We start from the raw sequence: 25,081 nt of genomic DNA on the forward strand, positions 1-25,081 counted from the left end.
AGCCGCTCGGGACGGCCCGCAGGGGGCGGAAGCACAGGGCTGTGCTTCCGGCCGCCGTCCTTGCCGTCGCATCGCTGGCGATGACGGCCTGTTCGTCCTCCAGCACCCCGCCCCCGGCCGCGTCCGCGCCCGCGAGCGCCGTCGGTTCGCCGTCGGCCACGTCCGAGCCCTCCAGCGCCGTCAGCTCCCCATCGGCCGCACCCGCGCCGACCAACAGCGGAAGCTCCTCCCCGTCGGCCACGCCCGCGCCGAGCGGGAGCGCCCCGTCGGCCGGGGCGAGCCGCCCGGCCCGGGAGTGCACGACCGGCCGGCTCTCGGTTGCTCTGACGAGTCCCGAACCGGCCGCGGGTTCGATCTACGCGACCCTGGTGTTCACCAACAAATCCAGCGTCCCGTGCACGATGACCGGCTACCCGGGCGTCTCCTACGTGGCGCAGAACGGCGTGCAGTCCGGCAACGCCGCCGTACGCGAGCCGGGGACGACCACCACGGTCACCCTTCAGCCCGGCGGACGGGCGAAAGCCCAACTGCGCGATGCCAACGGCATCAGCGGCTACGACCCGGCGCAGTGCAAGCTCTCTCCCGCCGAGGGCCTCCGGATCTACCCGCCGGATCAGACGGCCGCGCTCTTCGTGCCGTGGAAGACGGAGCACTGCGCGGGCCCGACCGTGCACTCGCTGACCATCGGACCGGTCCGACCAGGCTGACCTGGCGTCCGCTCCCCTGCCCGGAGCGGACTGCTCTCGGCCGTCATGGAGAACGGCGAGGAGTTCCTTCGCCTGCTGCTCGTCCTCGTGATGAGCAGCAGGCGAAGGAGGCGCCCGAGGCCCTGCAGACCGTGATCGCGGTCCGCGAAGAAGGACGCGCCTACATGGCCCGCATGATCCGCTCGTCCTTCGAGGGCGCGGGCGAGGAGACCGCCGACAAGATCGCGCAGGCCCTCGCCCCCTTCGGCATGGCCGGCTACGACGGCGCGTTCGTCGCCCTCCAGTCCGAAGGCGGCAAGCCCGTCGCGGAGTGGATGGGCCAGCTGGCCGAGTCCATCGCGGCACTCGGCGAGGCGATCATCACCAAGGGCTGACGGGACCGCGAGGCGCTCGGGTCGCGGGGCAAGCCCCTGCCGCCCCCCGGATCACTGCTCCGTTCCCCCGCCCGGACCCGCTCACTGCGCCGCTCCGTGGTCGCCGTCCTAGGCTCGGGACATGCGACGCCGTCAGATGCACATGTCCCGCGAAGCCCAGGACGCCCTGCTCAAGGCACTGCAGCAGCTCCGGGCGGAGCTGAAGGCCACCGCGGAGTTTCCCGCACACGTACTCGAAGCGGCGGAGACCGCCAAAGCAGAGGTCCGGCTGCCCGAAAAGGACGCCACCGACCTGCCGTTGTTCACGATCGACCCGGCGACCTCGAAGGACCTCGACCAGGCCATGCACCTGGAGCGACGGCCAGGGGGCGGGTACCGCGTGTACTACGCCATCGCCGACGTGGCGGCCTTCGTCAGGGCCGGCAGCCCGTTGGACGCCGAGGCCCACGACCGGATCGAGACGCTGTACTTCCCCGACCTCAAGGTGCCCCTGTACCCGACCTCGATCTCCGAGGGACCGGCCAGCCTGCTTCCGAACCAGGTCGTCCCCGCCCTGCTGTGGCAGCACGACCTCGACGCCGACGGCAACGTGACCGACTCGACCGTGAGCCGGGCGAAGGTCCGCAGCCTGGCCAAGCTCAACTACGCGGCGGTCCAACAGGACATCGAGGCCGGCACGGCCGAGGAGTCCGTCGCCCTGCTGCGCGAGATCGGCAAGCTTCGGGAAGCCGTCGAGGCCGCGCGCGGCGGGATCTCGGTGAACCTGCCGGACCAGGAGGTCACCCTGCAGGACGGATCGTTCCGGCTGAGCTACGTGGCGACACTGCCCGTGGAGGGCTGGAACGAGCAGATCTCCCTCATGACCGGAATGGCCGCGGCCCGGATCATGCTGGACAGCGGCACCGGGATCCTGCGGACCCAGCAGGAGCAGCCCGACAAGCACGTGGTCCAGCGCGTGCACGACATCGCAAAACTCCTGGGCATCGACTGGAAGCCCGGCGTCTCGTACGCAGCGCTGGTCAACTCCCTCGATCCGGCGGACCAGAAGCACATGGCCTTCCTCAGCGAGGCCACCGCCATGCTGCTCAAGGCGGAGTACACCACCTTCCGCGACCACCACATCCCGGACCACACGGTCCACGCGGCGATCGCGGCCCCGTACACCCACTGCACGGCCCCGCTGCGACGCCTGATCGACCGGTACGCCGGCGAGCTGTGCGTCGCCGCGTGCGCCGACCAGGCCCCGCCGAAATGGGTGCTCGAAGCGCTGCAGTGCCTGCCGTGCGACATGGCGCGGGGCAAGGGGAAGACGGCGGACCGGCGCGCGGTGGACCTTGTGGAGGCCGCGGTGCTCCAGAACCGGGTGGGCGAGGTCTTCGGCGGTGCGGTCATCAACACCGACGCGGAGGACGGAAGTCCGAAGGAGGGCACGGTGCACCTGGCGGAACCCGCCGTGATGGGCAGGATCACCTCCGGTGCCGACCTCGTGCTGGGCGCGAGCGTCCAGGCCAAGCTCACGCGGGCCGACCCCCTCTTCTCCGGCAAGAACAAGATCCTCTTCAATACGGTGTAGCGACCTGTCGCTGCTCTGCCGGGTCAACGACCTGGTGCAGCATCAGACCACCGGCACCCGGTACGAGTTGGAGGCCCGCGCTCACTTTCCGAGGGCGCGGTAGGCCGCCACTGTCTGCTCCAGCGCCTCCTCGACCGGGGTGGCGACGGCGCCCAGCCGGTCCCGGATGAGGCTGGAGTCGACGACGAAGGGCTCGGCGAACTCGTACTGCATCTCGATGAGTTCGCGCACCGTGCGGTTGACCGCGCCCATCGCGTACAGCGCGAACGTCGGCATCCGGCGAAGCCGGGCGGCGCCGGGACGGCCGGTGGCACGGTGTGCCAGGTCGACGAGCTCGCGGGTGGTGCGGGTGTCCGGGTCGTTGGGGAGGTGCCAGATGCGGCCCGGCGCGTCGGGGTGCCGGCCGAGGAGCGCGAGCGCCTCCCCGATGTCGGGGATGAAGGTGTACGTGTGCGGCTGGTCCGGATCGCCGAGGACGGTGGCGGTACGTCCGGCCAGGAGGGCGGGGAAGACCAGGTCGCCGAGGTTGGACTGGGCACCGCCGCGCGGCCCGAAGTAGTCGGAGGCGCGACCGATCGCCACCTCCACCCGCCCGGCCTTGTGCGCGGCGAGCAGGTCCTGGGCCATCCGGCCCCGGAGCCGGCCCTTGCGGGTGGTCGCGGCGTCGGGCGTCTGCTCGGTGAACGGGCGGCCCCCGGGCGGCCCGTAGCTGTAGACGTTGTCCATCGAGACCATGCGGGCGCCGGCCGCCTCGGCCGCGGCGAGCACGCCGGCCTGGAGCGCGGGGAACTCCTGCCGCCAGCGGTGGTACGGCGGGTTGAGCGCCTGGTAGACGACGGCCGCGCCGGCGGCGACGGCGGTGGTGAACGCGGGATCGGCCGCGTCGCCGGCGGCGACCTCGACGCCCTCGGGGACGTCCGCGCGGCCGGATCGGTTGACGATCCGGACGGTCTCCCCTTGACGCACCAGCGCCTCGGCGACGGCCGTGCCCACGGCGCCGGAGCCGAAGACCACGTGACGGGGAGTGGCTGTGTACTTCATGCGTCGACCTCGCGGAGGGAGTCCGAGCCGGTGGTCCGGCCGGAGGTGGTGGCGGGCAGGAGTGCGTGGAGCAGGACGCCGGAGAGGGCGGAGAAGGCGAGGGCGCCGGTGGCGCCGAAGACGGTGAACCGTGCGTCCACCCCGACTCCGGCGAGGGTGGTCACGGTCCAGCCCGCCGCCCACAGGACCGGCATCGCCGCCGCCCAGAGCCACCGTATCCGCGCGGCGCGGGGCAGGGCGGAAGCCTGGGCCACGCCGAGCAGGACGCCTTCGACGGCACCCATGAGCACCAGCGAGCCGAGATCGGTGCGGTAGTCGACCAGGGTGGCACCGAGCATGAGCCCGACCCCGCTTCCGGCCGCGGTGACCGCGGACCAGCGCGGCGGGCTCAGCCGGCCGGACGAGACGAGCGCCTGCGCGGCGCCGATGACCGCCCCCGTCACGACCCCGCCCACCAGGGCGCTCATCGCGTCGTCGACCGGACCGACCGCCGCGCGGCCTGCGAGTCCGGCGATCGGGAAGGCCAGGAAACCGGCCGTCCACCGGATCCAGGAACCCGGGGCGGGTCGCCCGCGGCCGGGGAAGGGGACGCGCATGGGGACCACCTCCAATTTCTGTACGCTGTGCAATTAATGTACGCCGTGCAAAAATGACTCGTCAAGGTATGCGGGTCAGGACAGGTGAGGAGGCCTCCGGATGGTCAAGGACACGCCGCCGGCGAAGCGCGGTCGGAAGCGGGCCGTCGGCGAGGACGAGGTGGTCGCGGCGGCGATCCGCCTGCTCGGCGCCCGGGGGGCCGACGCGGTGAGCATCCGGGGGATCGCCGCCGAGCTGGGACTCGCGCCGAACGCCGTCTACACGTACTTTCCGGACCGCGCCGCCGTGATCGGCGCGGTGGTCGAGCACCTGCTCGGCGAGACCGACCTCGCGGCCCTCACCGCCCGCGACACGCCCTGGCGGGACCGCATCCACACGCTCGCCGACGACCTGAGGCGCCGCCTGCTCGCCCACCCCGGGGCGGTCAACCTGCTGCTCTCCGGTCCGATGGACGGCCCGAACGCCCTCGCGCTCGGCGAAGCCCTCCTCACGGTCCTCGCGGACGCAGGCCTCGACCCGACGGAGGCGGCCCGTGCCTCGTACCTGCTGATCGTGCAAGTCCTCGGAGCGATCGCCCTGGAGGCCGCCGAACTCCCCTCACCCGCACCGGCCCCACCGATCGCGGAGCGGGTGGCGACCCGCCGGGAGCAGCTCCGCGCCATCCCCGCCGACCGCTTCCCGCGTACGGCCGAGGCGGCGGACACGATCGCGCGGTTCGTCTCCGAGGAGCAGTACGCGTGGGGGCTCGACCGGGTCCTCGACGGCATCGAAGGGCGGGCGAAGAGCTGAAGGTCCCAGCTACGCGTACGGCTGGTCCGATGGCGGCGTCCTGGTCCGATCAGATGCGCGCGTGCGCCAATGGACGAGGCACAGGAGCCGGGCGAGAGCGGGCCGGAGACGTACCGGAGGGCCCGCTGAGTACGATCGCCTACGCCGGTCTGGGTACGTGAGCCATTGCCCGCCGCGCGCGGAGCCGGGAAGGTCGACGCATGCGCCGACTGATGCTGCTCGCCCCGCTGTTGCTGCTCACCGTCGGCTGCGGGGTGCTGCAGTCCTCCGAGGGCGAGGCGACGGATGCCGCCCGGGAGGTGGCCAGACGGGCCGGCCAGCGGCTCGACAGCCAGCGTCCGCGCACGGCGGAGGAGGTCGGGCGCTCGGCTTCCGGCATCGACGGGGTGGAGGTGCTGCGAGTGACCGGTACCTCGACGCACGACGGGGACGGCGTCGAGGTGGTCGTCCGCACGTCGGGCTCGGCGTACACCGGAGGGCTCTCCCCTGAGCAGGTCGTCGTGCGGCGCTGTTTCGCGGTGCGGGTGTCGCCCAAGGCGGAGTGGGGCGAGGATCCCCGCGACGTGGATTGCCCGGACGGCCCCGCGCTGACCTTCCCCCCGCCACCCCGACCGCCCCGGCTGCCCTACGAGGAGCTCCGCGCGAAGCTTCCCCGGGTGCCGAAGGGCGGCCGAGTTGACGAGGCCGAGGTGCGCCGCGCGCTCGCCGCCCTGGACCTGGCGCCGGCGATCCATGCAGAGGTGAAGGCGGACGGCGGCCGAGTCGGCGTCCTCCTCTCGGTGGAGGGCAACGGCTTCGACGCGCAGGACTGTCTGCTCGCCCGTGTGGCCCCCGGCGCCACCGAGGTGTGGGCGCCGCCCCGGATGCAGCGGATGCCCGGAGAGGGCGGCTGCACCGTCGGCAACGCCCTGGACCCGATGCCGCCACCCCACTGAACGAGGTGGCCGCTCACCGCGTCGTCCTGGTGGCGACGGGCCCCGCCGCCGCACGACGGCGGTCCGGCCATCACCCCGCGGACGCCTGTCGGGCTGAGGTCTCTGGTTTCGCGTGGGCGAGGAAGACGCAGACGGCTGCGACGGCCATGAGGCCCAGCACTCCCGGGTCCACAAAAGCGGACACGTCGTCGGTCGTGTAGCTTCCTCCGCCCTGCCGCAGGCAGACGAATCGCGGTGGCAGGTACTCGACCCGGTGGCCCACGACGTCAGCCGCCGCCTCCGGAGCGCCCGCTGTCCGGCAGGGGCGGGCCGGGAAGGCGTCGGTGCCGCTGTCGTCCGTGACGAGCACCGCCAAGCCGAGGTTCAACAGCCCCCACGCATACACGGCCGCGGCAGCCGCGCCCGCCAGGGCGGCTGCACACCTCAGCCGGGTCCGCCGATCGGCTCGGCGCACGCCGATCCGACCGAGTCGTCCGAAGCCGTATCCGGCGAGCCCGAAGCACACGACGACCATGACGACGAGCAGGGCGAGGATCACCATCTGCCGACTCCACCAGCGGGCGGCCTCAAGGGCTATGGCGGAGCCCGCAGTTCCGGCCCCGGGAGGCTTCAGTTTGAGACCGGCGCGCCCGCGCGGTCGCTGTCAGGTGCCAAGTCGGCTGAGCAGTGGATCTGAGCGCGAACACCTCTGGTGATAGGGCTGCCTGTGCGCGCCCTGTGGAAGTCCGGTCGCGCATGGCGAGTGCGCCATAGCATGGGCTCCTTTGTGAAGGTCCGCTTCTGACGGAACGCCATGTTCGTACGAAAGGACTCCGGTGCCCTCCATACGTACCGCACTCGCCCTCCCCCTCGCCGCCGTCTCCCTGGCCCTGGCGGTCCCGCCCGCCTCGGCCACCGGGACGACCACCGTCTCCGTCGAGGAGGCCCGGCTCGACCGGGCCGCGCCCCAGGAGATCCTGAGGCGCAGTGGCTTCGCCGCCCTGGCACCGGAGTTCGCCGACTCCCTCGCCGGTGCCGACTCCTTCGCCGCTGCCGAGCGGACCGTCGTCCGGTACGGGGCAGGGCTCTGGCGGAGGGCAGTGGACCGGGCGCAGGGCCGCGGGGACGCCGGCGGCGACCTGTCGCGGGACGACGACCGGCCGCTGTACTGGTCGCGACTCGCGCTCACACGTGAACTCCGCGCCTGGCAGCCCGGATTCACTATCACCGAGGAGGGCCGGACCCGGCTGCTCGACCGCCTCGAACGCTCCTCGCGAGGCCAGGACGCCATCCGCTACCCGGCCGGGAAGGGGGTGAAGCGGATCCTGCTGACCGGCTTCGACCCGTTCACGCTCGACCGGGACACCCGTATCAGCAACCCCTCCGGGGCCACCGCCCTCGCACTGGACGGCACCTGGCTGCGCACCTCCGACGGATCCCTCGCCCGGGTCGAGACGGCCGTCTTCCCCGTCCGCTGGCAGGACTTCGCCGACGGCACGGTCGAGCGGACCCTGCGCCCGCACCTGCCGGAGGTGGACCTCTTCACCACGGTGAGCCAGGGCCGGCCCGGCCGGTTCGACATCGAGCGGACCAACGGCGCCTGGCGCGGCGGCTTCCCCGACAACGAGAACGTGTCCCGTACGGAGACCGTGCCCGTCGCCGATTCGGCCACGCAGCCCCAGTGGACGTCGACGACGCTTCCGTACGCGGCGATCACGGCCGCCTCCACCGGTCGCTTCCCGGTGTACGACAACACGTCGGTGACCGAGCTGCCGGCCGGTGCCGACACCCCTGTGGTCCGCCCCGGCGGGCCGACGCCCGGTTCCGTGGCCCGGGCGGGAGGCGGCGGGAGCTATCTGTCCAACGAGATCGCCTACCGGGCCACCCTGCTGCGCGACCGCCTCGGCCTCACGCGGCTGCCGGGCGGGCATGTGCACACACCCGTCCTCGAGTTCGGCGCGGGCAACACCGACCCGGCGACGGGCACGATCACGGATGCGGAGTTCGTGCGGAACCGGCTCGCCATCATCGCCCAGGTGCGGGCGATCCTCGCCGTGGCCGCCGATACCCGGTAATCCTTCGCGCGGCGCGTGCCGGACGTGGAACGGGCGGCTCTGCATGCCTGGTACGACCTCGGCCCCGTGAACCCGCACGGGCAGAGCACGTGCCACCATCCCGCCCCGCGACGCGGAACGGGCAGCGGTGCCCGTTCCCCTCACCCGGGGAGGGGAATGGGCACCGGGGCGCTCCCGATGGGCTTCCCTCCCTTGGTAACACTTGTTACCATCCGGGCATGGGTAAGACACAGCTGGGCGCGCGCGTCGACGACGACATCGCGGAACTGGCCAGGGCCCGGGCCAAGGACCGGGGCCTGAGCCTGGGTGACTACATCGCCTCCCTCGTGCGGGACGACGCGGACGGCATGCGCCGGCGTGGCCTGGACGCGGCACGCCGCTTTCTGGATGACCACCAGGCCCTCTTCGACGAGGCGGAAGACACGGCGCACCGCACTGCGGGGGCACGGGCCGCTTGATGGAGCTCCACATCGACGTCCCCTGGATCCTCCAGGTCGCCGAGCTCGCAGGTGCTGATGACCCGGCGCCCGAGGACTACGGAGTACCGGTGGCGGCCGTCGCCTGCCACCGCGCCGAAATTCTGGACCAGCCCGTCTACGACGACCCCTACGCCCGCGCCGCTGCCCTCGTCCACGTCCTCGGGCGCTGCCGCTGGCTCGATCGCTCCAACATGGCCGTGGCCGCGGCGACGGGCGTCATGTACCTGGAAGCTTCCGGTATCCCGGTCAAGCCCACCAGGGAGGACGCGATCGCCCTGCGCGACCTCCTACGCGACCCCACCTGCAGCGCAGGGGCGATCGCCGCGCTCCTGCGTACCTGGTCACAGCGAGGCTGAGCCCATCAGATGGACGAGGCCGCTGCCTGCCGCAGCGGCTACGGCGCGTCCTCCACGGACTCTTCTTCCACACGCATGTTGCCGTCCTCGTCGAGGGGCAGGTGGAGGGCGCTGGGGGCGTGGTTGTCGATGTCGGACGGGCGTGGGCCTTCGGGTCCGTCGGGGCCCCAGCACAGCAGGCGGCGGTTGCGGGCGATCCGGTAGACCGTACCGAGGGCCTCGACCTCGTTGAGTCGTTCCGCACGGAGCCGGTTCGCCGCCTCGGTGAGTTCTGTCCTCGGCCTCGTCCTTGGCCCGGAACCACAGCAGGGAGTTCAACGCGTCGCGGGCCTGCTGCGGACAGCCGTGGGTGACCTCGACGACCACGCGCCATCGCCGCCCGCCGTCCTCGCACGGCGAGGTCACCCCGAACAAGGGACCTCGTACGGCCAGAGTGCTGCTGCGCACCGCCGCGTTCCGGGCATCGGCTTCCACCGGCTCCACCGGAACCCTCACAGCCACCGGCCGCTCACCGGGCCCCGCGCTCTCTTGGCTCGTGCCTCCACCCTGGCGCCGGCCGGGTGCCCGCGTCACGGTTTCACCGCATCGTCCCCCGAACGCGCTGCCCCGAGCCGAAGGCACCGCAGGTTTCCCTGGCCAGGGGGTCCGGCTTGTCCATGGCGGCCCGCAGACCCGCCTGCCCCGGGGATCCCGCCCCAGGTGGGGCGTTCCCGTACGCCGGGATTGGACCAGTCGGGTTGACCCCGGCCGGACCCGTGTCACAGGGCCCGGCCCTCTGACCCGCCCCGTTTACGGTGGTGCTCCTCGGCCGCTGCGGAGGTGGGCGCTGGATGGATCCGATCGTGATGGCCGCGGGAACCGCGCTGGTGTCCGCCATGGCCACCAACGCGTGGGCGGAGGCCAGGGACGCGGTCGTCGCCCTGTGGCGCCGGGTGCACCCGGAACGGGCCGAACAGGTCGGCGTGGACCTCGAAGCGGTCCGGGCCGACGTGCTGGAGGCGCGCCGGACGGGTGACGACGCGGCCGAGGAGGCACTGGCCGGCACCTGGAGGACCGAACTGCAACGGCTGGTCCGCGCGGACCCGTCGCTGGCGGCCGACGTACGGCGGCTGCTGGACGAGCGGCTCGCCCCGGCGCTGCCCCGGGAGGAGCGGACGCGGATCGGGAAGCTGGTGATGAAGGCCGAGGCGTCCGGGCACGCACGCGTGTACCAGGCGGGCCGGGACCAGCACATCACCGGGCGGGACTGATCCCCCGGTGGTGAGCGATCCCGAGGACGGCGAGCCGGGCCTCCACGCCTGGGGCGCCGACCGCAGCCGGATCTTCCAGGCTGCCCGCGACCAGTACGTCGCCGAGCGGGACCTGCACGTGCACTACGAGGACGGTGTACGTCGGACCCGGCGGACCGTCCGGGGCGCGTCGGACGGCGGGCAGTGCCCGTACCCGGGACTCGCGGCCTTCGGTGCCGAACAGGCGCGCTGGTTCTTCGGCCGGGACCGGCCGACCGCACAGCTGCTGATCCAGGTCGACCGGCGCCTGTTCACCGGCGGACCCCTCGTGGTGTCGGCCCCGTCCGGGGCAGGCAAGTCCTCCCTCCTGCGGGCAGGCCTGTTGCCGGCGATCCGGCGGGGTGCGCTGCCCGTCGCAGGCTCGGCCGACTGGCCGCAGGTGCTGATCACCCCCACCGCACAGCCGATGGCCGCACTGGCCGCGGCCCTGGAGGAGAGCACGGGGCTGAGCCTGCGGGACGCCGAGGCCGCCGCGAGCTCCGCGGCGGGATCGACACGCCTCCGCGCGGGTCTGGGCGGGGCCGGTACGGGGCAGGGGCGGCTGGTGGTGGTCGTCGACCAGCTGGAGGAACTCTTCACCCTGGGCGCCGGCGAGCGGGAGCAGCACGCGTTCCTCGACCTGCTCGCCGCACTGGCGGAGGTCGGACCCGGCGGACAGGGCCCCGACGCCGTCGTCGTGTACGGGCTGCGCTCCGACTTCTACACCGCCTGCGCCGGTTTCCCGCAGCTGCGGGAAACCCTGCGACACGGCCAACTGCTCCTCGGGCCCATGACGCGTGACGAACTACAAGAGGCGATCCGGTTTCCGGCCCGGGACGTGGGTCTGGAGGTGGAACCCGGCCTCGTCGAGCTTCTGCTGCGCGACCTCGGGGCCGATGCGTACGGCGCGGACCCGGCGGAGAGCGCAGGCCCCCAAGGAGACCCGGACCCCCTAGGACCCCCGGAGGCGGAAACCGACCGGCCCGAGTCGACCGGGGCGACGGAGCTGTCCGAGGTCTCCGAGGCCGGCGCCTACGAGGTCGGGCGGCTGCCGTATCTGGCCCACGCCCTGCGGGCCACGTGGCAGCAGCGGCACGGCCACACCCTGACCGTCGACGGGTACCGGGCCACCGGCGGTATCCACCAGGCCATCGCGACCACCGCCGAGCAGCTCTTCGGATCCCTCGCCCCCGAGGAGCAACAGGCCGCCCGAACACTCTTCCTGCGCCTGGTGAGGGTCGGCGAGGGGACCCAGGACACCCGCCGCCGGCTGCCCCGTACCACCCTGGAGGACATCGGCCCAGCCCCCGGCACCGTCACCACGGTCGTCGACGCCTACACCCGAGGCCGCCTGCTGACCCAGCGGCAGGACACCGTCGAGATCACGCACGAGGCCCTGCTGCACGCCTGGCCCCGCCTGCGCCGGTGGATCGACGCGGACCGGACCGGCCTGCTGATCCGGCAGCAACTCGAACAAGCCGCCGCCGAGTGGGCCGGCGCCGACCGCGATCCCGGCCTGCTCTACCGCGGCATCCGCCTGCAGGCGGCCCGCGACTGGGCCGACCGTCCGGGCGGCACCGACCGTCCGAGCCCCGCCGCGGCCGCTTTCCTGACCGCGTCCACCCGCGGAGCGCGGCGCTCCGCGCGCGTCCGGCACATGGTGATCGCCGGCCTGACAGCGCTGGTCGTCATCGCCTCCGCGGCCGCCGTCGTCGCCCTGCAGCAGCGCTCCACCGCCCGGGACCGGCAGCGGGTCGCCACCGCACGGCAGCTCGTCGCCCAGGCCGACGCGGCCCTGGAGACCGACCCCCGCACCGCGCTGCGCCTCGGCGTCGCCGCCCACCGGCTCCATCCCGACGCGGAGACCTACGCTGCGCTGCAGAGGGAACTCACCACGACGGCGTATGCCGGCCGCCTCGTCGGCCTGCCCAGCGAGGTGAACGCGGTGGCGTACGCCCCCAGCGGCCGGTACCTCGCGGCCGCCTTCGCACGGGGCGGCGTGATGATCTGGGACGTGCAGGACCCGATGCGCCCCCACCAGTCGGGGGAACGTCTCACCATCCCGGGAGCCGACGGCGCCGCCGCGGTGGCATTCTCGGCGGACGGCCGCAGGCTGGTGGCGGCCGATCATGGCGGAGCCGCCGCAGTCTGGGACCTGGCCGACCCACGGCATCCCCGCCGGATCGGTGCCGTACCGGCGGCTGACGGCGACAGGAAGACGAACGCGTGGCTGTCGCCGGACGGCAGCCTGCTCGCCCGGTCGAGCGAGGCGGCTCCAGGGCTTCAGCTGTGGGACCTGACCGATCCCGCTCGGCCCCGCCCGTACGGAGCGCCGGTCGCCGACGGCGCCGCACCGGTCGAAAGGGTCGCCTTCTCCCGGAACGGCACGGTGATGGCCACGGCCGCCGGGAACGCCAAGGAGCATCCGGTGACCCTCTGGGACATCCGACGACGCCAGGCCCCCCGGCCGCTCGGCCGGGTCGCTCCCGCCCGGCCCGACGCCGTCTTCTCGCTCGCGTTGTCCGCCGACGGCAGGACGCTGGCGCTCGACGGGGGCCTCTTCGGCATCAGCATGTGGAACGTCGGCGACCCGGCCCATCCGCGGCCGGCCGGCGACCTCACGCGGTTCCTGCTCGACGGAGGGGCGGTCTTCGCACCCCGGGGAGCCACCCTGGCCACCATCGGAAGCCGGGACACCGGGCTGCAGCTGTGGGACGTCCGCGACATCGACCACCCGCACCGGATCGACGGACTGACGGCCGGCCGGGATGACGGAGCCATGGCCTTCGCACCCGACGGCCGAGGAGCCGCGAGCGGGGGCGGCGACGGCGTGATCACGCTGTGGAACCTCGAACGCGCCGGTCACCCGCGGGCCTTCGGCCCCCCGTTCGTCGACTCCAGCGGGAGTTCCCAGACCGGGGCCGGGTTCCGGTTCATCGACGCACTGGCCCTGTCGGGCGACGGCACGATGCTCGCGACCGGCGCCCGGGACGGCGCCGTCGCCCTGTGGGAGACCGGTGATCCGGCCCGCCCCCGCCGGCTCGCCGCGCTCACCGGGCACACCGGCCGTTCAGTGCGTGCTGTCGCCTTCGCCCCCGACGGCCGGACGCTGGCCACGGCGGACTTCGAGGGGACCGTCATCCTGTGGGACCTGACCGATCGTGCCCGGCCCCGCCGTCTGGCGCCCTCGCTCACCGGCTCGGGAATCGGGGTGGCGCACCTGCTGTTCTCGGGCGACGGGAGGACCCTCGTGGTGAGCGGCGCACAGGGCGCCACCTTCTGGGACCTGCGGGACACGGGCAGACCGCGGCGCCGGGCGAAGGCGCTCGACCAGCAGAACGTGCTCAACGTCTGGCGGGTCCATGATGACCGCGTTCTGGCCCTCGTGGCCGGGTCGGGGGCCGCTTCATCGACGCGCAGCCCCCTCCCCGAACCGACCGTCGTCGTCTCGGACAGCGAAGGCGTGTTCCTGCAGGCAGCCTCGGAGGAACCGAGCGCCACCGACCCCTTCGGTGACCCGGGTGATCCGAACGGCGCGCGGCTGTGGGACGTCACCGATCCCAGCCATGCGCGTCAGCTGGGGCAGGCGTTCCTGGGCCACGAGCAGGAGGTGGGCGGGGCGGTGATGTCCCCGGCGGGAGACCTCCTGGTCACCAGCGACCTGAAGGGGACCGCCATCCTCTGGGACCTCAAGGACCGGAATCACGCCCGGCGCTTGGGCGAGCCGCTCACTCCGCACGCCGGCGACCACGTTCTCGCCATGGCCCTCACCCCGTCCGCCGACATCATGGCGACCGCCGGAGCCGACGGAAACGTCCTCCTGTGGGACCTCGGCGACCGGGCCCGGCCCCGGCAGCTCGGAACGGCCTTGGCGAAGAACCTGGAGGGCGCCCAAGAGGTCGCGTTCTCCACCGACGGAGAGCTCCTCGCGACCGCCGGCATCCACGGCGACGCAGTCCTCTGGGACCTGCAACCCACCTACGACGTACGTGACCACCTCGACCGGACGGCCTGTCTGACCGCCGGCGGTGGGCTGGACTCCGACGAGTGGGCCCGTTATCTGTCCACCCCCGGTTACCGGAACACCTGCCCCGACTGACGACCCACGATCCTCAGGCGCGGGCCTCACCGCCCACCGCCCCCGCGCCGGCACGCTGCTGGTCACGGCGAGGTAGATGAACCGCAGGTCCTTCGCCCTTGCTGCGGCCGCTGCCCGGCCCGTCAGGGCCGTTGTCACAGGCGGCCGTTACCTTACAGCTCGGCACGTAAGCGAGCGGGAGCGGGGAGCGGCGATGGTGGTCGAGGTGGGGTACGCGCAGGGGTGGGACCTCGAGGCCCGCATGCCCTGGCAGCCGATATCGGTGAGGGAGGCTCGTGAGCGGGATGCCGCCGGGCTTCCGTACGTGGTGGTGTACCGGGCGGCGGGCCGGGAGGCTCCACTGGAGGTCCGGCTCGTCTCCTGGCGAGACCACTACGTAGGGCTGTGGGTCTACGACGCTCAGGGCCGGCGTACCTACGAGCTGGACATGCGGCTGCTGGACGACCCGGCGCGGCTGCTGCGCCGCCACACGGTCGGCTGGACCTATACCGGTCCGGGGATGGCGGAATTCGACGAGGCGTGTCCGCGCATCACCGTGGAGCTCTTCCCGGACGGGAGGGGCCGGCGAACGGAGGAGCCCCAGGGCACGGGTGGGGGCTCGTACGGCACCGTGCCCAGCGTCCGCGACGACGAGCGCTGGATGGACCGGCCCGCCTTCGGGGAGTGGCCGCTGCTCTCGGCCCAGGTCCACGGGCTCACGGAACAGCCGGACTTCGAGATCACCGAGGCGGGCGACGACAGGAGCGGCCCCGCGCCGGCCACCTGCTGGCGTCCGCCCCGCTCCGCGCAGCCCGGGCCGATCACCGAGCTGTTCCGGCCCGGCGTGCGTGTGACCGATGGGTACCACCCCGAGATGACGGTCGTGGAGCCGCGTCGGATCGGAACTCTGCGTGTGCCCAGCGGGCTGCTGGCGGTCTCCGGACCGGACAGCGACGACGGCGACGGGCCGCACATCATGGTCCCTGTCCCGCCAGGAGAGTACGGACTGGAGGAGGCGCAGGCCTGTTACACCTACCACTGCGAGTGGGAGAGGAGCCAGGTCACGCGCACGGGCACCCTGGCCGTCCGCGTCCTCGTCAGCGACATCCCCGCCGCGACCTGGGAGATGGCCCTCCGACCCGACGACGACCCACGCCTGCTCCGGGAGAACGGGATCTTCGGCTTCTCCACCGACGGAGCCACGGGCTGTTTCGCCGACGCCGGGGCCTGGGAGCCGCTCCTCTCCCTCTTCGAGAAAGGACTGATCGAGGGAGACCCGGACCTGGACCCGGACGTGTACGAGGACCTCGACGACTCCATGTATCTGCTGCGCACCCGGGACCGGGCTTCCGGCGGCGAGCTCGTGGCCTTCGCGACGACAGGGGACGGCACCTATCCCGTCTGGGTCGGCCGCTCCGAGGCCGGCGAGGTGGTCGGAGTCGTGGTGCTGGTGGAGGGGATGCCCGAGCTGCTGCCGAAGAGCGGCACGGCCGCCGATGCCTGATGTGACGTACGCCGGGTCTCAGGACCCCGCGTACGTCACGTCAGGCAAGGTCGGCGGTGACTTGCCAGTCGCATCAAGCCTCGCCGCCGTTCAGCTCCACTCCCAGCGCAGAGACCGGAAGCCGGGCCCCGGGTTCTCGAAGACGGCGTGCACCCGGCCGGCGGCACTGATCCACACCGGTTCCCCGGTCACCGGCTCGCCCGTGACAGCGGTGCTGAAGCAGGACCGACAGCGCACCGGCACGGCGTCCGGGTGGAAGGCGACCTCCAGGGTGTAGAGGAGGGCGGGGGCGGGGAAGCCCCGCCCGCACTGCTCGGCGCGGCGTCCGTTCTCGGGGAACCGCAAGGTGTACTCGATCAGTGTGGTGCCGCCCTCGGACAGCGTGCGATCCAGGAACAGTTCGGCGACCACCAACGGCACGCTGCGATCCGAGCGCAGCCGCCCGAGGCGGGCGTTGCGCACGTCGGCGAACTCGGGCAGCGCTCTGTCCGGGTCTTCGCCGCGGAGGACCACCACACAGCGATCCACACCATCTCGGGTTGCCTTCAGCGTCAGGCGGGTGGTCAGCACAGCCCCGGCACCCTGCGCGTCGAGCGCGTAGCTGTCGTGGGCGGCGACGCGCAGCAGGCCGTCGTCCGTGCTGCCCAGCTCGGCCAGCAGCTCGGGGAGGCTGACGAACTCCCGCCACAGGTGCGCGGTCTCCAGCACCTCGGAGTCCCGGTTGACCCAGCGGCCGCGAGGGCGGCGCGGGCCGAGCAGCGAGACCAGGCCGTCGGTGGGAACTCCCAACAGTTCTTCCAGGAGCCGGACGGCCTGCCGGGACCGGGGGCGTTCGGGGCGGCTGCGGCCGCGTCGCCAGTAGCTGAGCGTGGTGACGCTGACCTCGACGCCGCGCTCGGCGAGCCGGTGCTGGATGCGTTCGAGGCTGAGCCCGCTGGCCCGCACGGCGCAGTCCAGGGCGGCCTCGAAGGGGCCGGTGCGGAGCAGATCGAGGAGATCCGCTGCTTGTTCTCGCTGTTGCACGGTCTGCAGCTCCAGTAGCGGTGGGACCTGGGCCGACTGCCCGACCGTGCTGAGCCACTGGTGTCCACCAGTCTCTCGCCTCCTGCACCTGCGTTGCGTGCCTGGGGATGGGGGACACGGTCTACGGCAGCGCCCTCGTGGGGGGATGAATCGGCGACAGGCTAGCCACGGTCAGGCTGGATATCGACGAGACGTTAGACACTCTGTGAACAGTTTTGACCAAAGCTCAGGGTGCGGCTGAGTCGTGGCCGAGGAAGATCCGGTCACCGGTCTCTTCACAGTGCCCGCAATTAAACAGAGTTGGCACCCGTTGACCCGGGTTCCCGACCACGGCCACGATCCCGGCCCATGAAGAGAACTGTTCTCGCCGCATCGATCTCGCTGGCCGTCAGCGGCCTGCTGATAGCCGGCGTGGGATCCCCCGCCGTCGCTGACGACGCCGCTCGGCCCCACCCGCCCAAGGCCGACAAGACCCAGGCCATCCAGGACGCTCGCGATTCGATCGCCGCCCACCCCGCAGCGGTTCGCGCGAGCTCGGACGACACCTTCAAGTCCGCCGCGGTGCTGGTCGACAAGGACGGCACCCGGCACGTGCACATGACGCGTGAATACCGCGGCCTGCCCGTCCTGGGCGGTGACGTCATCGTGCACTCCGCACCCAGCGGGGCGTTCCGCGAGAGCACGCTGACCCTCAAGAAGAGCCTCTCCCTTCCGGTGACCCCCAAGGTCAGCGCCAAGCGCGCCGAGACCCTGGCGCAGCAGAAGTTCCAGGGCAAGCGCGCCAAGACCACCAGCAAGCTGGTGGTGGACGCGCTCTCCGGCACTCCGCGGCTGGCGTGGCAGGTGACCGTCGACGGCATCGCCCCCGACCAGTCGCCCAGCCACTTCAACGTGCTCGTGGACGCCGTGACCGGCAAGGTCGGGCAGACGTGGAACGCCTTCCACACCGTCGACGGCACCGGCCACGGCTACCAGGTGGGCGACGTCCCGCTGACCACCACCGCCATCTCCGGCGGCTACCAGCTCAAGGACGCCACCCGCGGCAACGGGGAGACCCGGGACGCGCAGAACCTGACGGCCACCAACGACAGCCCGCCGGCCGGCTGGGGCAAGGCCTTCACCGACACCGACAACGTGTGGGGCAACGGCACGCTCAGCGACCGCGCCACCGTCGCGGCCGACGCCCACTTCGGCATCCAGGCGACCTGGGACTACTACAAGAACGTGCACGGCCGCAGCGGCATCAAGAACGACGGCGTCGGCGCCCGCTCCTTCGTGCACTACGGCAACAACTACGCCAACGCCGGCTGGGACGACACCAGCTTCAGCATGATCTACGGCGACGGCGCCCCCGGCGACAAGCCGTTCACCGAACTCGACGTCGCCGGCCACGAGATGAGCCACGGTGTCACCTCCGCCACCGCCGGACTGAACTACTTCGGTGACGCGGGAGGCCTGAACGAGGCGACCAGCGACATCTTCGGCACCCTGGTGGAGTTCAACGCCAACAGCGCGGCGGACACGCCCGACTACCTCATCGGCGAGAAGATCAGCTCCACGCCGCTGCGGTACATGGACGACCCGAAGAAGGACGGCGTCTCGCAGAGCTGCTGGACCACCAACACCAAGAACCTCGACCCGCACTACTCCTCCGGAGTGGGCAACCACTTCTTCTACCTGCTGGCGGTCGGCTCCGGTTCCTCCCAGTGGGGCAACAGCCCGACCTGCGACGGCGGGACGGTCACCGGCGTCGGCAACGCCGCCGCGGGCAAGATCTGGTACCGCGCGCTCACCACGTACATGACCTCGGGCACCACCTACCCCGAGGCCCGTACCGCGAGCATCAAGGCCGCGATCGACCTGTACGGCGCGAGCAGCAGCCAGTGCGCCGCGGTGGAGAAGGCCTGGAGCGGCGTGGCCGTCGTCCCGACCTCCACCACCTGCGGCGGCGGCACCACGCCCCCGCCGAGCGGCTCCAACCTGCTCGCCAACCCGGGCTTCGAGTCCGGCGCGGTCAACTGGACCTCCAGCACCGGCGTGATCACCAACGACACCGGCGCCACCGCGCACTCGGGCTCGTACTACGCCTGGCTGGACGGGTACGGCAGCGCGCACACCGACACCCTGTCGCAGACGGTGACCATCCCGGCCACCGCCGCGGCGCCCACGCTCAGCTTCTTCCTGTCGATCGACACCAAGGAGTCGGGCACCACGGCGTACGACACGCTGAAGGCCCAGGTCGTCAACGGCACCAGCACCACCACCCTGGCGACGTACTCCAACGCCACGCCGAGCGGCTACACCCAGCGGACCCTTGACCTGTCGGCGTTCAAGGGCAAGACGGTCACGATCAAGTTCACCGGTACCGAGGACTCGTCCCTGGCCACCAGCTTCCTGATCGACGACACCGCGGTCACCACCGGCTGAGCCTCCCCACAGGCCCCGCAGGTGCAGCCGGTGGGCCCGGCCGGTGAGAACCGGCCGGGCCCACCGTGCGTTTCGACACTGCTCGGTGGGCGGGCATCCCCACCCTGGCAGAGGGCGCCCCACTACAGGGTGACACTACGAACCGTTCCCCGGCGGACTCACAGCTTCCAGCAGCGCGGTGACAGTCTCGTTGTACGGGGTGGGGATGCCGAGCCGGGCACCCGCGCGCACCACCGCGCCGTTGCGGGCGTCGTACTCCATCTCACGACCCGCCAGGCGGTCCCACAGCATGCTGCTACCGGACTCGGGCGGCATCGCTCGCAACCGGGCGACGACCTGATCGGCCAGATCCTCGGGAAGGCGCGCACCCGACGCCGAGGCGACCTGCCGCGCCTCCTCCACCAGCGCGCGTCCCAGCTGGGCGATGCGTGGGCCGGCGAAGACCGGCATCCGCTGCATCGTCAGCGCGGTAACGGCACCGTTCGCCGCGTTCAGGCACAGTTTCGCCCAGGCCGCAGTGACGAAGTCGCCGGTCGACGTGACCTCTATGCCGCTGCCCTGGCACAGGGCTGCGAAGTCGGTCCCGTCGTCGCCGCTCGGGACGGTGAGCCGCGGCCGGCCGAACAGCCGGACGTGGCCGCGGCGCTGAGACTCGGCCGAGATCTCCACCACGGCCGGAAGGACGCGGGCGGCGCCGACCAGCGGCGCGACGCGCTCGACATGCTCCACGCCGTTCTGCAGCACCACGACCCGGGTCCCCGCACCGCACAGCCGCCTGAGCCATGGCCCCGCCCCGGCCGTCTGATGGGCCTTGGTCGCCAGCACCACCCACTCCACCGGCGACACCGCGGAGGAATCAGCGACCTCAGGAACCGACGTCTCCAGGGCCGATCCGTCGGGCCGCACGATACGCAACCCACCCAGCGGCGAACGCACGCAAGCGGTCACGTCCGCCCGCCCCGTCGACATCAGACCTGCGGCCACGACACCGCCCACCGCTCCCACGCCCACTACCGCAACCCGTGTCATGCCCCCGAGCCTACCCACGCCGAGATCGACTGGGGGAGCGCTGTCGCGCGGGGGAGAACCTCACAGGGACTGGCGGTGCTCCCGTCGTTACGATGCGAAGGGGGGCAGCGGTTCGCGGGTGGTGTGCCAGGCGGGCGGGAGAGCGGTGGTGCCCGTGCGAGCGGCGATCACTCCACCGACGATGGCGCAGGTGGTGTCGATGTCGCCGCGCCCGGCGACGGTGGTCCACAGGCCCTCGTGGAGGTCGTCGAGGTGGCCTGCCGCGCACCACAGGGCGTACGGGGCGGTGTCGGGTCCGGACATCCGGTAGCCGGATCCCAGGACCTCCGCGGCGTGACGGACCGAAGTGTGCGCCGGCATCCGGGCCGCGATCCGCAGTCCCGATCGGACGTCGCTGTCGGGAAGGCGCGCGGCGACGGCGTGGAGGAAGTCCGGACGTGCCGGCGCGGGCCCGCCGCGGCTGCGCGCTGCCAGTGCCGCGCCAAGGGCTACTGCCACCGCCGCGGCGACCGCTTCCGGGTGGTGGTGCGACACCGCGCTCTGGCGGGCGGCCTGTTCGGTGACGGCGTCGAGGTCGGCGGCGTGCCAGGCGCCGAGCGGGGCGACGCGCATGGCCGCGCCGTTGCCCCAGGAGCCCTGGCCGCCGAACTGCCCGGCGACCACTTCCCGCCAGGGCTCGCCCGCGCCGATCCGGCGCAGTACGTCGTGCATGGAGGCTCCGTAGCCGCGGTGGGTATCGTCGGCATAGGCCTCGGCGAGGCGCAGGGCGAGGCGGTCCTGGTCGACATCACCGCTGCCCCGGGTGAGTTCCCGGACAAGGACGAGCGCCTGGGCCGTGTCGTCGCTCCATCGCCACAGCGGCCCCGGGGGCAGGGCCCGTGCCTCCAGGGCTGCGGTGCCTTCGCGGCGCAGGATGCCGAACCAGCGGTCACCGAAGGCATCACCGAAGGCGAGCCCGGACAGCGAGTCCAGCACGGCGGTAGGCAGGTTGATCATCGGAGCAGTATCACAAGGCAACGGCGTCCGAGGCACTCCGATTTCGGCACTGCGTGGACGTGCTTGGTCAGCGCAGCCCGATGGGTGCCGCCCTCAGCGGTTGGCCGTTGAGCTCCTCGCAGCCGTTTTCGTCCCACCAGAGCCGGCCTTGGGCGGTGAGGTGGGGATGCAGCCCGCGCACGCCACCGCCTTCGTGAAGCGCATGGGCGACTGTGTGGAGAAGGCTCGCGAGATCAGGCCAGGAGTCGGTGAAGTCGCCGCCACCGCTGTGGCCTGCCCAGCCGATACGGCCCGTGTCCAGGCCGGGACGCCGGTCGATCACCTGTGCACCGCCGTCGGCGCTCTCGGCCCAGGGGACCCAGAGAGGATGCCACCAGGGCTCGTCGTCCCAGGGACGACGCGTCAGACCGTCGTTCTCCGCCGCGATGTCCATGCAGGTCTGCCAATGATCAACGATGCCGCTCACCGTGAGCGGTGACTGCTCCGGGAGGAAGGTCGCCCAGGCGCTCACCCCGTCATGGCACTGCAGAGACTCAACAAGGTCACCTGGCAGCGGGGTGCCGAGAATCCGCTCCGCCTGCTGTATGTCGTCCCGTGACGCAGGTGGATTGAGCAGGGCGAAATCGGACGCCGCGTGGGTCGCAAGCCAGGCGTCGATCCGGCGCCAGGATTCCGAGAGGGGCAAGATCTGCTGTGCCATGAAGCCATCCTGCCCCACGCCTGTGACGAGACGGGGCGGGCCCCGTCTGCGGTGAAGGGCCGCCTTCGCCAGCGGCACCCCTGGCAGGAGGCGCGCCACGTGCAGCACCCGTTCACTCACTGGGACGGGCAACCTGGCGGACTGCTCGAAGCGCGACGCAGCAGGACAGCAGCAGGATCAAGGTGTGGGGATGGGATCCAGGGTGCGCTGCAGCCGAGGCGGTCGGTACGGTGCAGCTCTCGGAGCGAGCAACAACAGGGGCAGCCATGGCCGAAGACACATCGCATCACGACCTCCAGGTCGGCGACGTTCTGCGAGTCAGCTGCCCGCCGGCCGAAGGCCGAGTGGTCGAGGTGTCCCGCTTCCATGCCTCGGTCGAGTGGCCATGGGCCGAGATCGATCCGCAGTCTCAGTTCAAGTGGAACGGGCAGAGGGCCTTCGCGATGGCCCCCGACTCTTCAGACTGGACCATGAGCCTGTTCAAGACCGATCCCGAGCCGTGGAACCTGCGCGTCGGTGACAGCTGCCTTGTAGGCATACCCGAGACGCTGGTGCGCATCATCGACATCGGCCGCCATGACCCTCCGCAGGATGTCGGCTGGCTTCCCCGCCCTCACACGATGCTGGTCGTCGTGCCCGCCGACTACCCCGACGAGGCTCTTTCCGAGGACGACGGAGACACGATCGACCTTGGATCAGCGGCACCTGTGACGTTCGAGCTGGTGTCGCGGTGCTGACCTGTACGTGACCCTCGCGTGCTCGATCACATCTCACGGGGAACCACGGTGCGGAATCACCAGGGACCCCGTCCTCGTGCTCGCCGACAAACAGAGACGATCAGTCGAGCCACACGAGCATGGCGTGCGTGGATGGCCGAGACGGCCCGCGAGGTGATCGGGCGTACGCGTTGTATCGACCGGGAGTCAACCGGGCAAGCGGCATGGTGCCGTTGCGGCCGAAGTCGAGCGCCCCGTTCGGTAGACCGGTCGGCGCTGATCGGCCGTGAGCCGCGGCGATGCAGTACTGACGGTCCGCGCATGAGCGGCAGGTCCTCCCGATGACTCGGGTACGAGTCGACCCGAGGGCGATCAGGAGGACCCGTCACCGTTGTTCTCGTCCGGGCACACCGACTGCGACTTGGCGGATGGCGGCGTGTGGAGGAGCTGTTCAGGCCGGAGAAGCGCCGACAGGCGACACGATCAAGGTTCGGCCTTGCAACCGGAGCGGGTGAGTTGCCGCCGGGTGACCGCTCACGTGTGGTGCACGCGCGGCACCTGCACGGGTTCAGCTGGTGAAGTACCCGGCATCGAGCCCGATCCAGCCGTTGAACGTGCGCTGGTCGAAGACGCGCAGCGATCCGTCGGTGAGGACCTCCCAGCGGACGGTGAGGGAACCGGAAACCCCGGATCCGGTGGTCTGACCGACCAGGCCCTGCGTTCGGTTCGGGCGGATGTGCGGCGGGAGGACGAGGACCGTCTCGCCATTGGTCCACGGGGTGCCGTCGGTGCGGGCCAGCCGAAGGTGGATGTCTATGCGATTGCCGAGCTGGCGGTACTGGGGGATGTAGTTGTCGGAGTTGGGGGTGTAGACGTTGGTGTTGTAGTCCAGCGCGGTCCACGGGACGTGGTCGCTGGTGCCGTCGGTGGTGCTGGTGATGCCGTAGAGGGCCATCTGGCGAGGTCCTGGTTCTTGTGTGGCGAAGCCGAAGACGAGCTGCGGCCCGTTGAGCGTCGGGCGGACGGTGATGGCTTCGGTCTCGCGGTGGGAAAGGTCAAGGGCGGTGGCGTTGAAGGTCCGCTCGATCATCTCGCCGGTGGTGATGTCGTAGACGTTCCACCAGGAGTTGCCCGGGCGTGGGTTCGTGGTGCCGTAGGCGCTGCCCTCGTTCTGGTAGACGAGATCCCCGTACAGGCACCAGGCCTGGGTGCGGTAACAGGACGGGAAGCTGTACAGCGGGGTGAAGGCGCGCCGCTTGAAGGCGTCAAGTTCGTAGACGCGGTATTCCTCGGCGCCGAGCGGTCCGTGTCGTACCCCTATTCGGCCGTGATCGACGTCCAGGGAAGGGGTGACATGAGAGGATCCCGGGACGGGGTCGAAGACCTCGATCTGGCTGCTTCCCGCATCGACGATGGCGTCGGCGGTGAATGCGATACGGCCGACACGCTTGCCGTAGGCGAAGTCCCCGCTCTCGACGGGATCCGCGTCCGTCTCCAACCAGAGCCAGGGACGGCCGTCGACATGCTCGACGCCGAGTCCGCCGCCGTGGCCGACGCCCCTGAGGTACATGACGGCGCGGACGACGCCTTCGGGAGTGACCTCGTTGACACACAGATCGCCCCGGCGGGCGCGGTCGGTGTCGGGTACAGGGGCAGGTTCGTCGGCCAGGCGGCGACCGTCACTGATGAGTTGGGTCGCGTAGGCAAGGCCGGTCACCGGATCGAAGGCCACCTGTTGGTGCACCCTGCCCTGCTTGAGCCGGATCTCCCCGCCGAACAGATCGACGGGCTCGGCCCGCAGGTCGAACCTGTGCTGTGCGTTCCAGCTGATGCCGCTCGTCGGCTGGCTGTCGGCGGCGAGGGCCGCCGAGAGAGGAACCTCGTGGCCGGTAGCCCGCGGGACCCCGGCGGAGGCGAGGACAGGTGCCGCAGCCATGGCGGTGAGGATGGTGCGGCGAGTCAGCGACATGACGTGAGGCCTTCGTTGCCCGGCTGCGGCAGCGCGACGGACACGGCCCGCTCGGCGGACCCGAGGCGGACGGTCCCGGCGACGCCGGCCACGGTCGCCTTCGACGAGCTGCGGCACGGTATTCGGATGGAACGGTGATTCATGAGCGTGCAGGCCCCCTTGCAAGATCATCTCTTGTGCGGAGCCGACATCCTTGCACAGCGAGAAGAGGCACGGCACGGAGCGCCACAGGTCGCCCGGGGTGCTCGTGGAGTGGGCGGTTCGCCGGCCGGGGTACGGGGAAGCGGCCCGGCCGCCGTCACGGCAGGTGTCTCTCAGGGCAGCGTCAAGGCGTACACCGGCCTCCACCTGCTCCCCGCACTCAGCGGGGACGGCCCACGCACACCCGGAGTGGAGGAGGGATCCGCTCCCCGTGGCCGGAGCAGGGGATGTCCACAATTCAGGCCGTCCCCGCTGACGAACCCAC

At 71.7% G+C, this 25,081-nt stretch carries 21 protein-coding genes and 2 pseudogenes; 13 read left to right on the top strand and 10 right to left on the bottom strand.

Annotated features, from left to right (window positions below; genetic code table 11):
* Positions 1-80 precede the first annotated feature (80 nt).
* The 3 genes from ACFYX3_RS36795 to ACFYX3_RS36805 all read left to right on the top strand — a co-directional run bounded on the left by ACFYX3_RS36795 (position 81) and on the right by ACFYX3_RS36805 (position 2,654).
* Entirely contained in the window at positions 81-707 is a 627-nt protein-coding gene (locus ACFYX3_RS36795; RefSeq protein WP_389023364.1) for a DUF4232 domain-containing protein, read from the top strand.
* A 164-nt stretch (positions 708-871) separates the two neighbouring features.
* Complete coding sequence (locus ACFYX3_RS36800; RefSeq protein WP_389023367.1) at positions 872-1,081, top strand: hypothetical protein; 210 nt, start codon at positions 872-874, stop codon at positions 1,079-1,081.
* A 121-nt stretch (positions 1,082-1,202) separates the two neighbouring features.
* Entirely contained in the window at positions 1,203-2,654 is a 1,452-nt protein-coding gene (locus ACFYX3_RS36805) for an RNB domain-containing ribonuclease (protein ID WP_389023370.1), read from the top strand.
* 81 nt (positions 2,655-2,735) lie between these two features.
* Here ACFYX3_RS36805 and ACFYX3_RS36810 read toward each other — a convergent pair whose 3' ends face one another.
* Together ACFYX3_RS36810 and ACFYX3_RS36815 are read right to left on the bottom strand one after the other, a co-directional pair.
* Positions 2,736-3,695, bottom strand: a complete 960-nt coding sequence (locus ACFYX3_RS36810; RefSeq protein WP_389023373.1) for an NAD-dependent epimerase/dehydratase family protein — start codon at positions 3,693-3,695, stop codon at positions 2,736-2,738.
* On the bottom strand, positions 3,692-4,291 hold the full coding sequence (locus ACFYX3_RS36815; protein WP_389023376.1) for a hypothetical protein: 600 nt from the start codon (positions 4,289-4,291) through the stop codon (positions 3,692-3,694). The genes ACFYX3_RS36810 and ACFYX3_RS36815 overlap by 4 nt, the downstream gene beginning before the upstream one ends.
* 100 nt (positions 4,292-4,391) lie before the next feature.
* Between ACFYX3_RS36815 and ACFYX3_RS36820 the strand changes: the two genes are divergently transcribed.
* Both ACFYX3_RS36820 and ACFYX3_RS36825 read left to right on the top strand, forming a co-directional pair.
* Positions 4,392-5,081 carry a TetR/AcrR family transcriptional regulator gene (locus tag ACFYX3_RS36820; protein WP_389023379.1) on the top strand — a complete coding sequence of 230 codons (690 nt, stop codon included), beginning with the start codon at positions 4,392-4,394 and terminating at the stop codon, positions 5,079-5,081.
* Between the two features lie 200 nt (positions 5,082-5,281).
* Positions 5,282-6,016 carry a translation initiation factor IF-2 gene (locus ACFYX3_RS36825; protein WP_389023382.1) on the top strand — a complete coding sequence of 245 codons (735 nt, stop codon included), beginning with the start codon at positions 5,282-5,284 and terminating at the stop codon, positions 6,014-6,016.
* Positions 6,017-6,086: 70 nt separating this feature from the next.
* Here ACFYX3_RS36825 and ACFYX3_RS36830 read toward each other — a convergent pair whose 3' ends face one another.
* Positions 6,087-6,557: a hypothetical protein gene (locus tag ACFYX3_RS36830; RefSeq protein WP_389023385.1), complete on the bottom strand. Its 471-nt coding sequence runs from the start codon at positions 6,555-6,557 to the stop codon at positions 6,087-6,089.
* Between the two features lie 274 nt (positions 6,558-6,831).
* Here ACFYX3_RS36830 and ACFYX3_RS36835 point away from each other — a divergent pair, with 274 nt between their 5' ends.
* The 3 genes from ACFYX3_RS36835 to ACFYX3_RS36845 all read left to right on the top strand — a co-directional run bounded on the left by ACFYX3_RS36835 (position 6,832) and on the right by ACFYX3_RS36845 (position 8,905).
* Positions 6,832-8,070 carry a pyroglutamyl peptidase gene (locus ACFYX3_RS36835; protein WP_389023388.1) on the top strand — a complete coding sequence of 413 codons (1,239 nt, stop codon included), beginning with the start codon at positions 6,832-6,834 and terminating at the stop codon, positions 8,068-8,070.
* A 218-nt stretch (positions 8,071-8,288) separates the two neighbouring features.
* Entirely contained in the window at positions 8,289-8,528 is a 240-nt protein-coding gene (locus ACFYX3_RS36840) for a hypothetical protein (RefSeq protein WP_389023391.1), read from the top strand.
* Positions 8,528-8,905 (top strand): fic family toxin-antitoxin system, toxin component, encoded by a 378-nt coding sequence (locus ACFYX3_RS36845; RefSeq protein ID WP_389023394.1) that lies wholly within the window; start codon positions 8,528-8,530, stop codon positions 8,903-8,905. The genes ACFYX3_RS36840 and ACFYX3_RS36845 overlap by 1 nt, the downstream gene beginning before the upstream one ends.
* Positions 8,906-8,943: 38 nt before the next feature.
* On the opposite strand, the pseudogene ACFYX3_RS36850 reads toward ACFYX3_RS36845, so the two are convergent.
* Positions 8,944-9,109, bottom strand: a pseudogene (locus tag ACFYX3_RS36850) (DUF5954 family protein); the annotation flags it as partial.
* A 120-nt stretch (positions 9,110-9,229) separates the two neighbouring features.
* Positions 9,230-9,667 (bottom strand): annotated as a pseudogene (locus tag ACFYX3_RS36855) (DUF5954 family protein); the annotation flags it as partial.
* 68 nt (positions 9,668-9,735) lie between these two features.
* Between ACFYX3_RS36855 and ACFYX3_RS36860 the strand changes: the two are divergent.
* From ACFYX3_RS36860 to ACFYX3_RS36870, 3 genes are all read left to right on the top strand, one after another.
* Positions 9,736-10,155: a hypothetical protein gene (locus tag ACFYX3_RS36860; RefSeq protein WP_389023397.1), complete on the top strand. Its 420-nt coding sequence runs from the start codon at positions 9,736-9,738 to the stop codon at positions 10,153-10,155.
* Between the two features lie 10 nt (positions 10,156-10,165).
* The gene (locus ACFYX3_RS36865) at positions 10,166-14,272 is read left to right on the top strand and encodes an AAA family ATPase (protein ID WP_389023400.1); all 4,107 of its coding nucleotides are present in this window, start codon (positions 10,166-10,168) and stop codon (positions 14,270-14,272) included.
* Positions 14,273-14,465: 193 nt separating this feature from the next.
* On the top strand, positions 14,466-15,755 hold the full coding sequence (locus ACFYX3_RS36870; RefSeq protein WP_389023402.1) for a DUF4241 domain-containing protein: 1,290 nt from the start codon (positions 14,466-14,468) through the stop codon (positions 15,753-15,755).
* Positions 15,756-15,845: 90 nt separating this feature from the next.
* Here ACFYX3_RS36870 and ACFYX3_RS36875 read toward each other — a convergent pair whose 3' ends face one another.
* Positions 15,846-16,778: a hypothetical protein gene (locus ACFYX3_RS36875; RefSeq protein ID WP_376582756.1), complete on the bottom strand. Its 933-nt coding sequence runs from the start codon at positions 16,776-16,778 to the stop codon at positions 15,846-15,848.
* 348 nt (positions 16,779-17,126) lie between these two features.
* Here ACFYX3_RS36875 and ACFYX3_RS36880 point away from each other — a divergent pair, with 348 nt between their 5' ends.
* The gene (locus ACFYX3_RS36880; protein ID WP_389023406.1) at positions 17,127-19,205 is read left to right on the top strand and encodes a M4 family metallopeptidase; all 2,079 of its coding nucleotides are present in this window, start codon (positions 17,127-17,129) and stop codon (positions 19,203-19,205) included.
* Between the two features lie 135 nt (positions 19,206-19,340).
* Here ACFYX3_RS36880 and ACFYX3_RS36885 read toward each other — a convergent pair whose 3' ends face one another.
* From ACFYX3_RS36885 to ACFYX3_RS36895, 3 genes are all read right to left on the bottom strand, one after another.
* Positions 19,341-20,234: a 2-dehydropantoate 2-reductase gene (locus ACFYX3_RS36885; RefSeq protein ID WP_389023409.1), complete on the bottom strand. Its 894-nt coding sequence runs from the start codon at positions 20,232-20,234 to the stop codon at positions 19,341-19,343.
* A gap of 87 nt (positions 20,235-20,321) precedes the next feature.
* Entirely contained in the window at positions 20,322-21,230 is a 909-nt protein-coding gene (locus tag ACFYX3_RS36890) for an ADP-ribosylglycohydrolase family protein (RefSeq protein WP_389023411.1), read from the bottom strand.
* Between the two features lie 67 nt (positions 21,231-21,297).
* Positions 21,298-21,930, bottom strand: coding sequence for an SMI1/KNR4 family protein (locus ACFYX3_RS36895; protein ID WP_389023414.1), 633 nt, complete (start codon positions 21,928-21,930; stop codon positions 21,298-21,300).
* Positions 21,931-22,196: 266 nt separating this feature from the next.
* On the opposite strand from ACFYX3_RS36895, the gene ACFYX3_RS36900 reads away from it, so the two are divergent.
* The gene (locus ACFYX3_RS36900; RefSeq protein WP_389023417.1) at positions 22,197-22,667 is read left to right on the top strand and encodes a hypothetical protein; all 471 of its coding nucleotides are present in this window, start codon (positions 22,197-22,199) and stop codon (positions 22,665-22,667) included.
* Between the two features lie 547 nt (positions 22,668-23,214).
* Here ACFYX3_RS36900 and ACFYX3_RS36905 read toward each other — a convergent pair.
* Positions 23,215-24,582, bottom strand: coding sequence for a signaling protein (locus ACFYX3_RS36905; protein ID WP_389023420.1), 1,368 nt, complete (start codon positions 24,580-24,582; stop codon positions 23,215-23,217).
* Positions 24,583-25,081 lie beyond the last annotated feature (499 nt).

The organism is Streptomyces sp. NPDC002463 (genome assembly GCF_042889835.1).
Classification (GTDB): domain Bacteria; phylum Actinomycetota; class Actinomycetes; order Streptomycetales; family Streptomycetaceae; genus Streptomyces; species Streptomyces nymphaeiformis.

Bases quoted from the DNA above. Each gene is read 5' to 3' on its own strand.
- ACFYX3_RS36795 (WP_389023364.1), top strand. From the start codon at position 81: ATGACGGCCTGTTCGTCCTCCAGCACCCCGCCCCCGGCCGCGTCCGCG.
- ACFYX3_RS36800 (WP_389023367.1), top strand. From the start codon at position 872: ATGGCCCGCATGATCCGCTCGTCCTTCGAGGGCGCGGGCGAGGAGACC.
- ACFYX3_RS36805 (WP_389023370.1), top strand. From the start codon at position 1,203: ATGCGACGCCGTCAGATGCACATGTCCCGCGAAGCCCAGGACGCCCTG.
- ACFYX3_RS36810 (WP_389023373.1), bottom strand. From the start codon at position 3,695: ATGAAGTACACAGCCACTCCCCGTCACGTGGTCTTCGGCTCCGGCGCC.
- ACFYX3_RS36815 (WP_389023376.1), bottom strand. From the start codon at position 4,291: ATGCGCGTCCCCTTCCCCGGCCGCGGGCGACCCGCCCCGGGTTCCTGG.
- ACFYX3_RS36820 (WP_389023379.1), top strand. From the start codon at position 4,392: ATGGTCAAGGACACGCCGCCGGCGAAGCGCGGTCGGAAGCGGGCCGTC.
- ACFYX3_RS36825 (WP_389023382.1), top strand. From the start codon at position 5,282: ATGCGCCGACTGATGCTGCTCGCCCCGCTGTTGCTGCTCACCGTCGGC.
- ACFYX3_RS36830 (WP_389023385.1), bottom strand. From the start codon at position 6,557: ATGGTGATCCTCGCCCTGCTCGTCGTCATGGTCGTCGTGTGCTTCGGG.
- ACFYX3_RS36840 (WP_389023391.1), top strand. From the start codon at position 8,289: ATGGGTAAGACACAGCTGGGCGCGCGCGTCGACGACGACATCGCGGAA.
- ACFYX3_RS36845 (WP_389023394.1), top strand. From the start codon at position 8,528: ATGGAGCTCCACATCGACGTCCCCTGGATCCTCCAGGTCGCCGAGCTC.
- ACFYX3_RS36860 (WP_389023397.1), top strand. From the start codon at position 9,736: ATGGATCCGATCGTGATGGCCGCGGGAACCGCGCTGGTGTCCGCCATG.
- ACFYX3_RS36870 (WP_389023402.1), top strand. From the start codon at position 14,466: ATGGTGGTCGAGGTGGGGTACGCGCAGGGGTGGGACCTCGAGGCCCGC.
- ACFYX3_RS36880 (WP_389023406.1), top strand. From the start codon at position 17,127: ATGAAGAGAACTGTTCTCGCCGCATCGATCTCGCTGGCCGTCAGCGGC.
- ACFYX3_RS36885 (WP_389023409.1), bottom strand. From the start codon at position 20,234: ATGACACGGGTTGCGGTAGTGGGCGTGGGAGCGGTGGGCGGTGTCGTG.
- ACFYX3_RS36890 (WP_389023411.1), bottom strand. From the start codon at position 21,230: ATGATCAACCTGCCTACCGCCGTGCTGGACTCGCTGTCCGGGCTCGCC.
- ACFYX3_RS36895 (WP_389023414.1), bottom strand. From the start codon at position 21,930: ATGGCACAGCAGATCTTGCCCCTCTCGGAATCCTGGCGCCGGATCGAC.
- ACFYX3_RS36900 (WP_389023417.1), top strand. From the start codon at position 22,197: ATGGCCGAAGACACATCGCATCACGACCTCCAGGTCGGCGACGTTCTG.
- ACFYX3_RS36905 (WP_389023420.1), bottom strand. From the start codon at position 24,582: ATGGCTGCGGCACCTGTCCTCGCCTCCGCCGGGGTCCCGCGGGCTACC.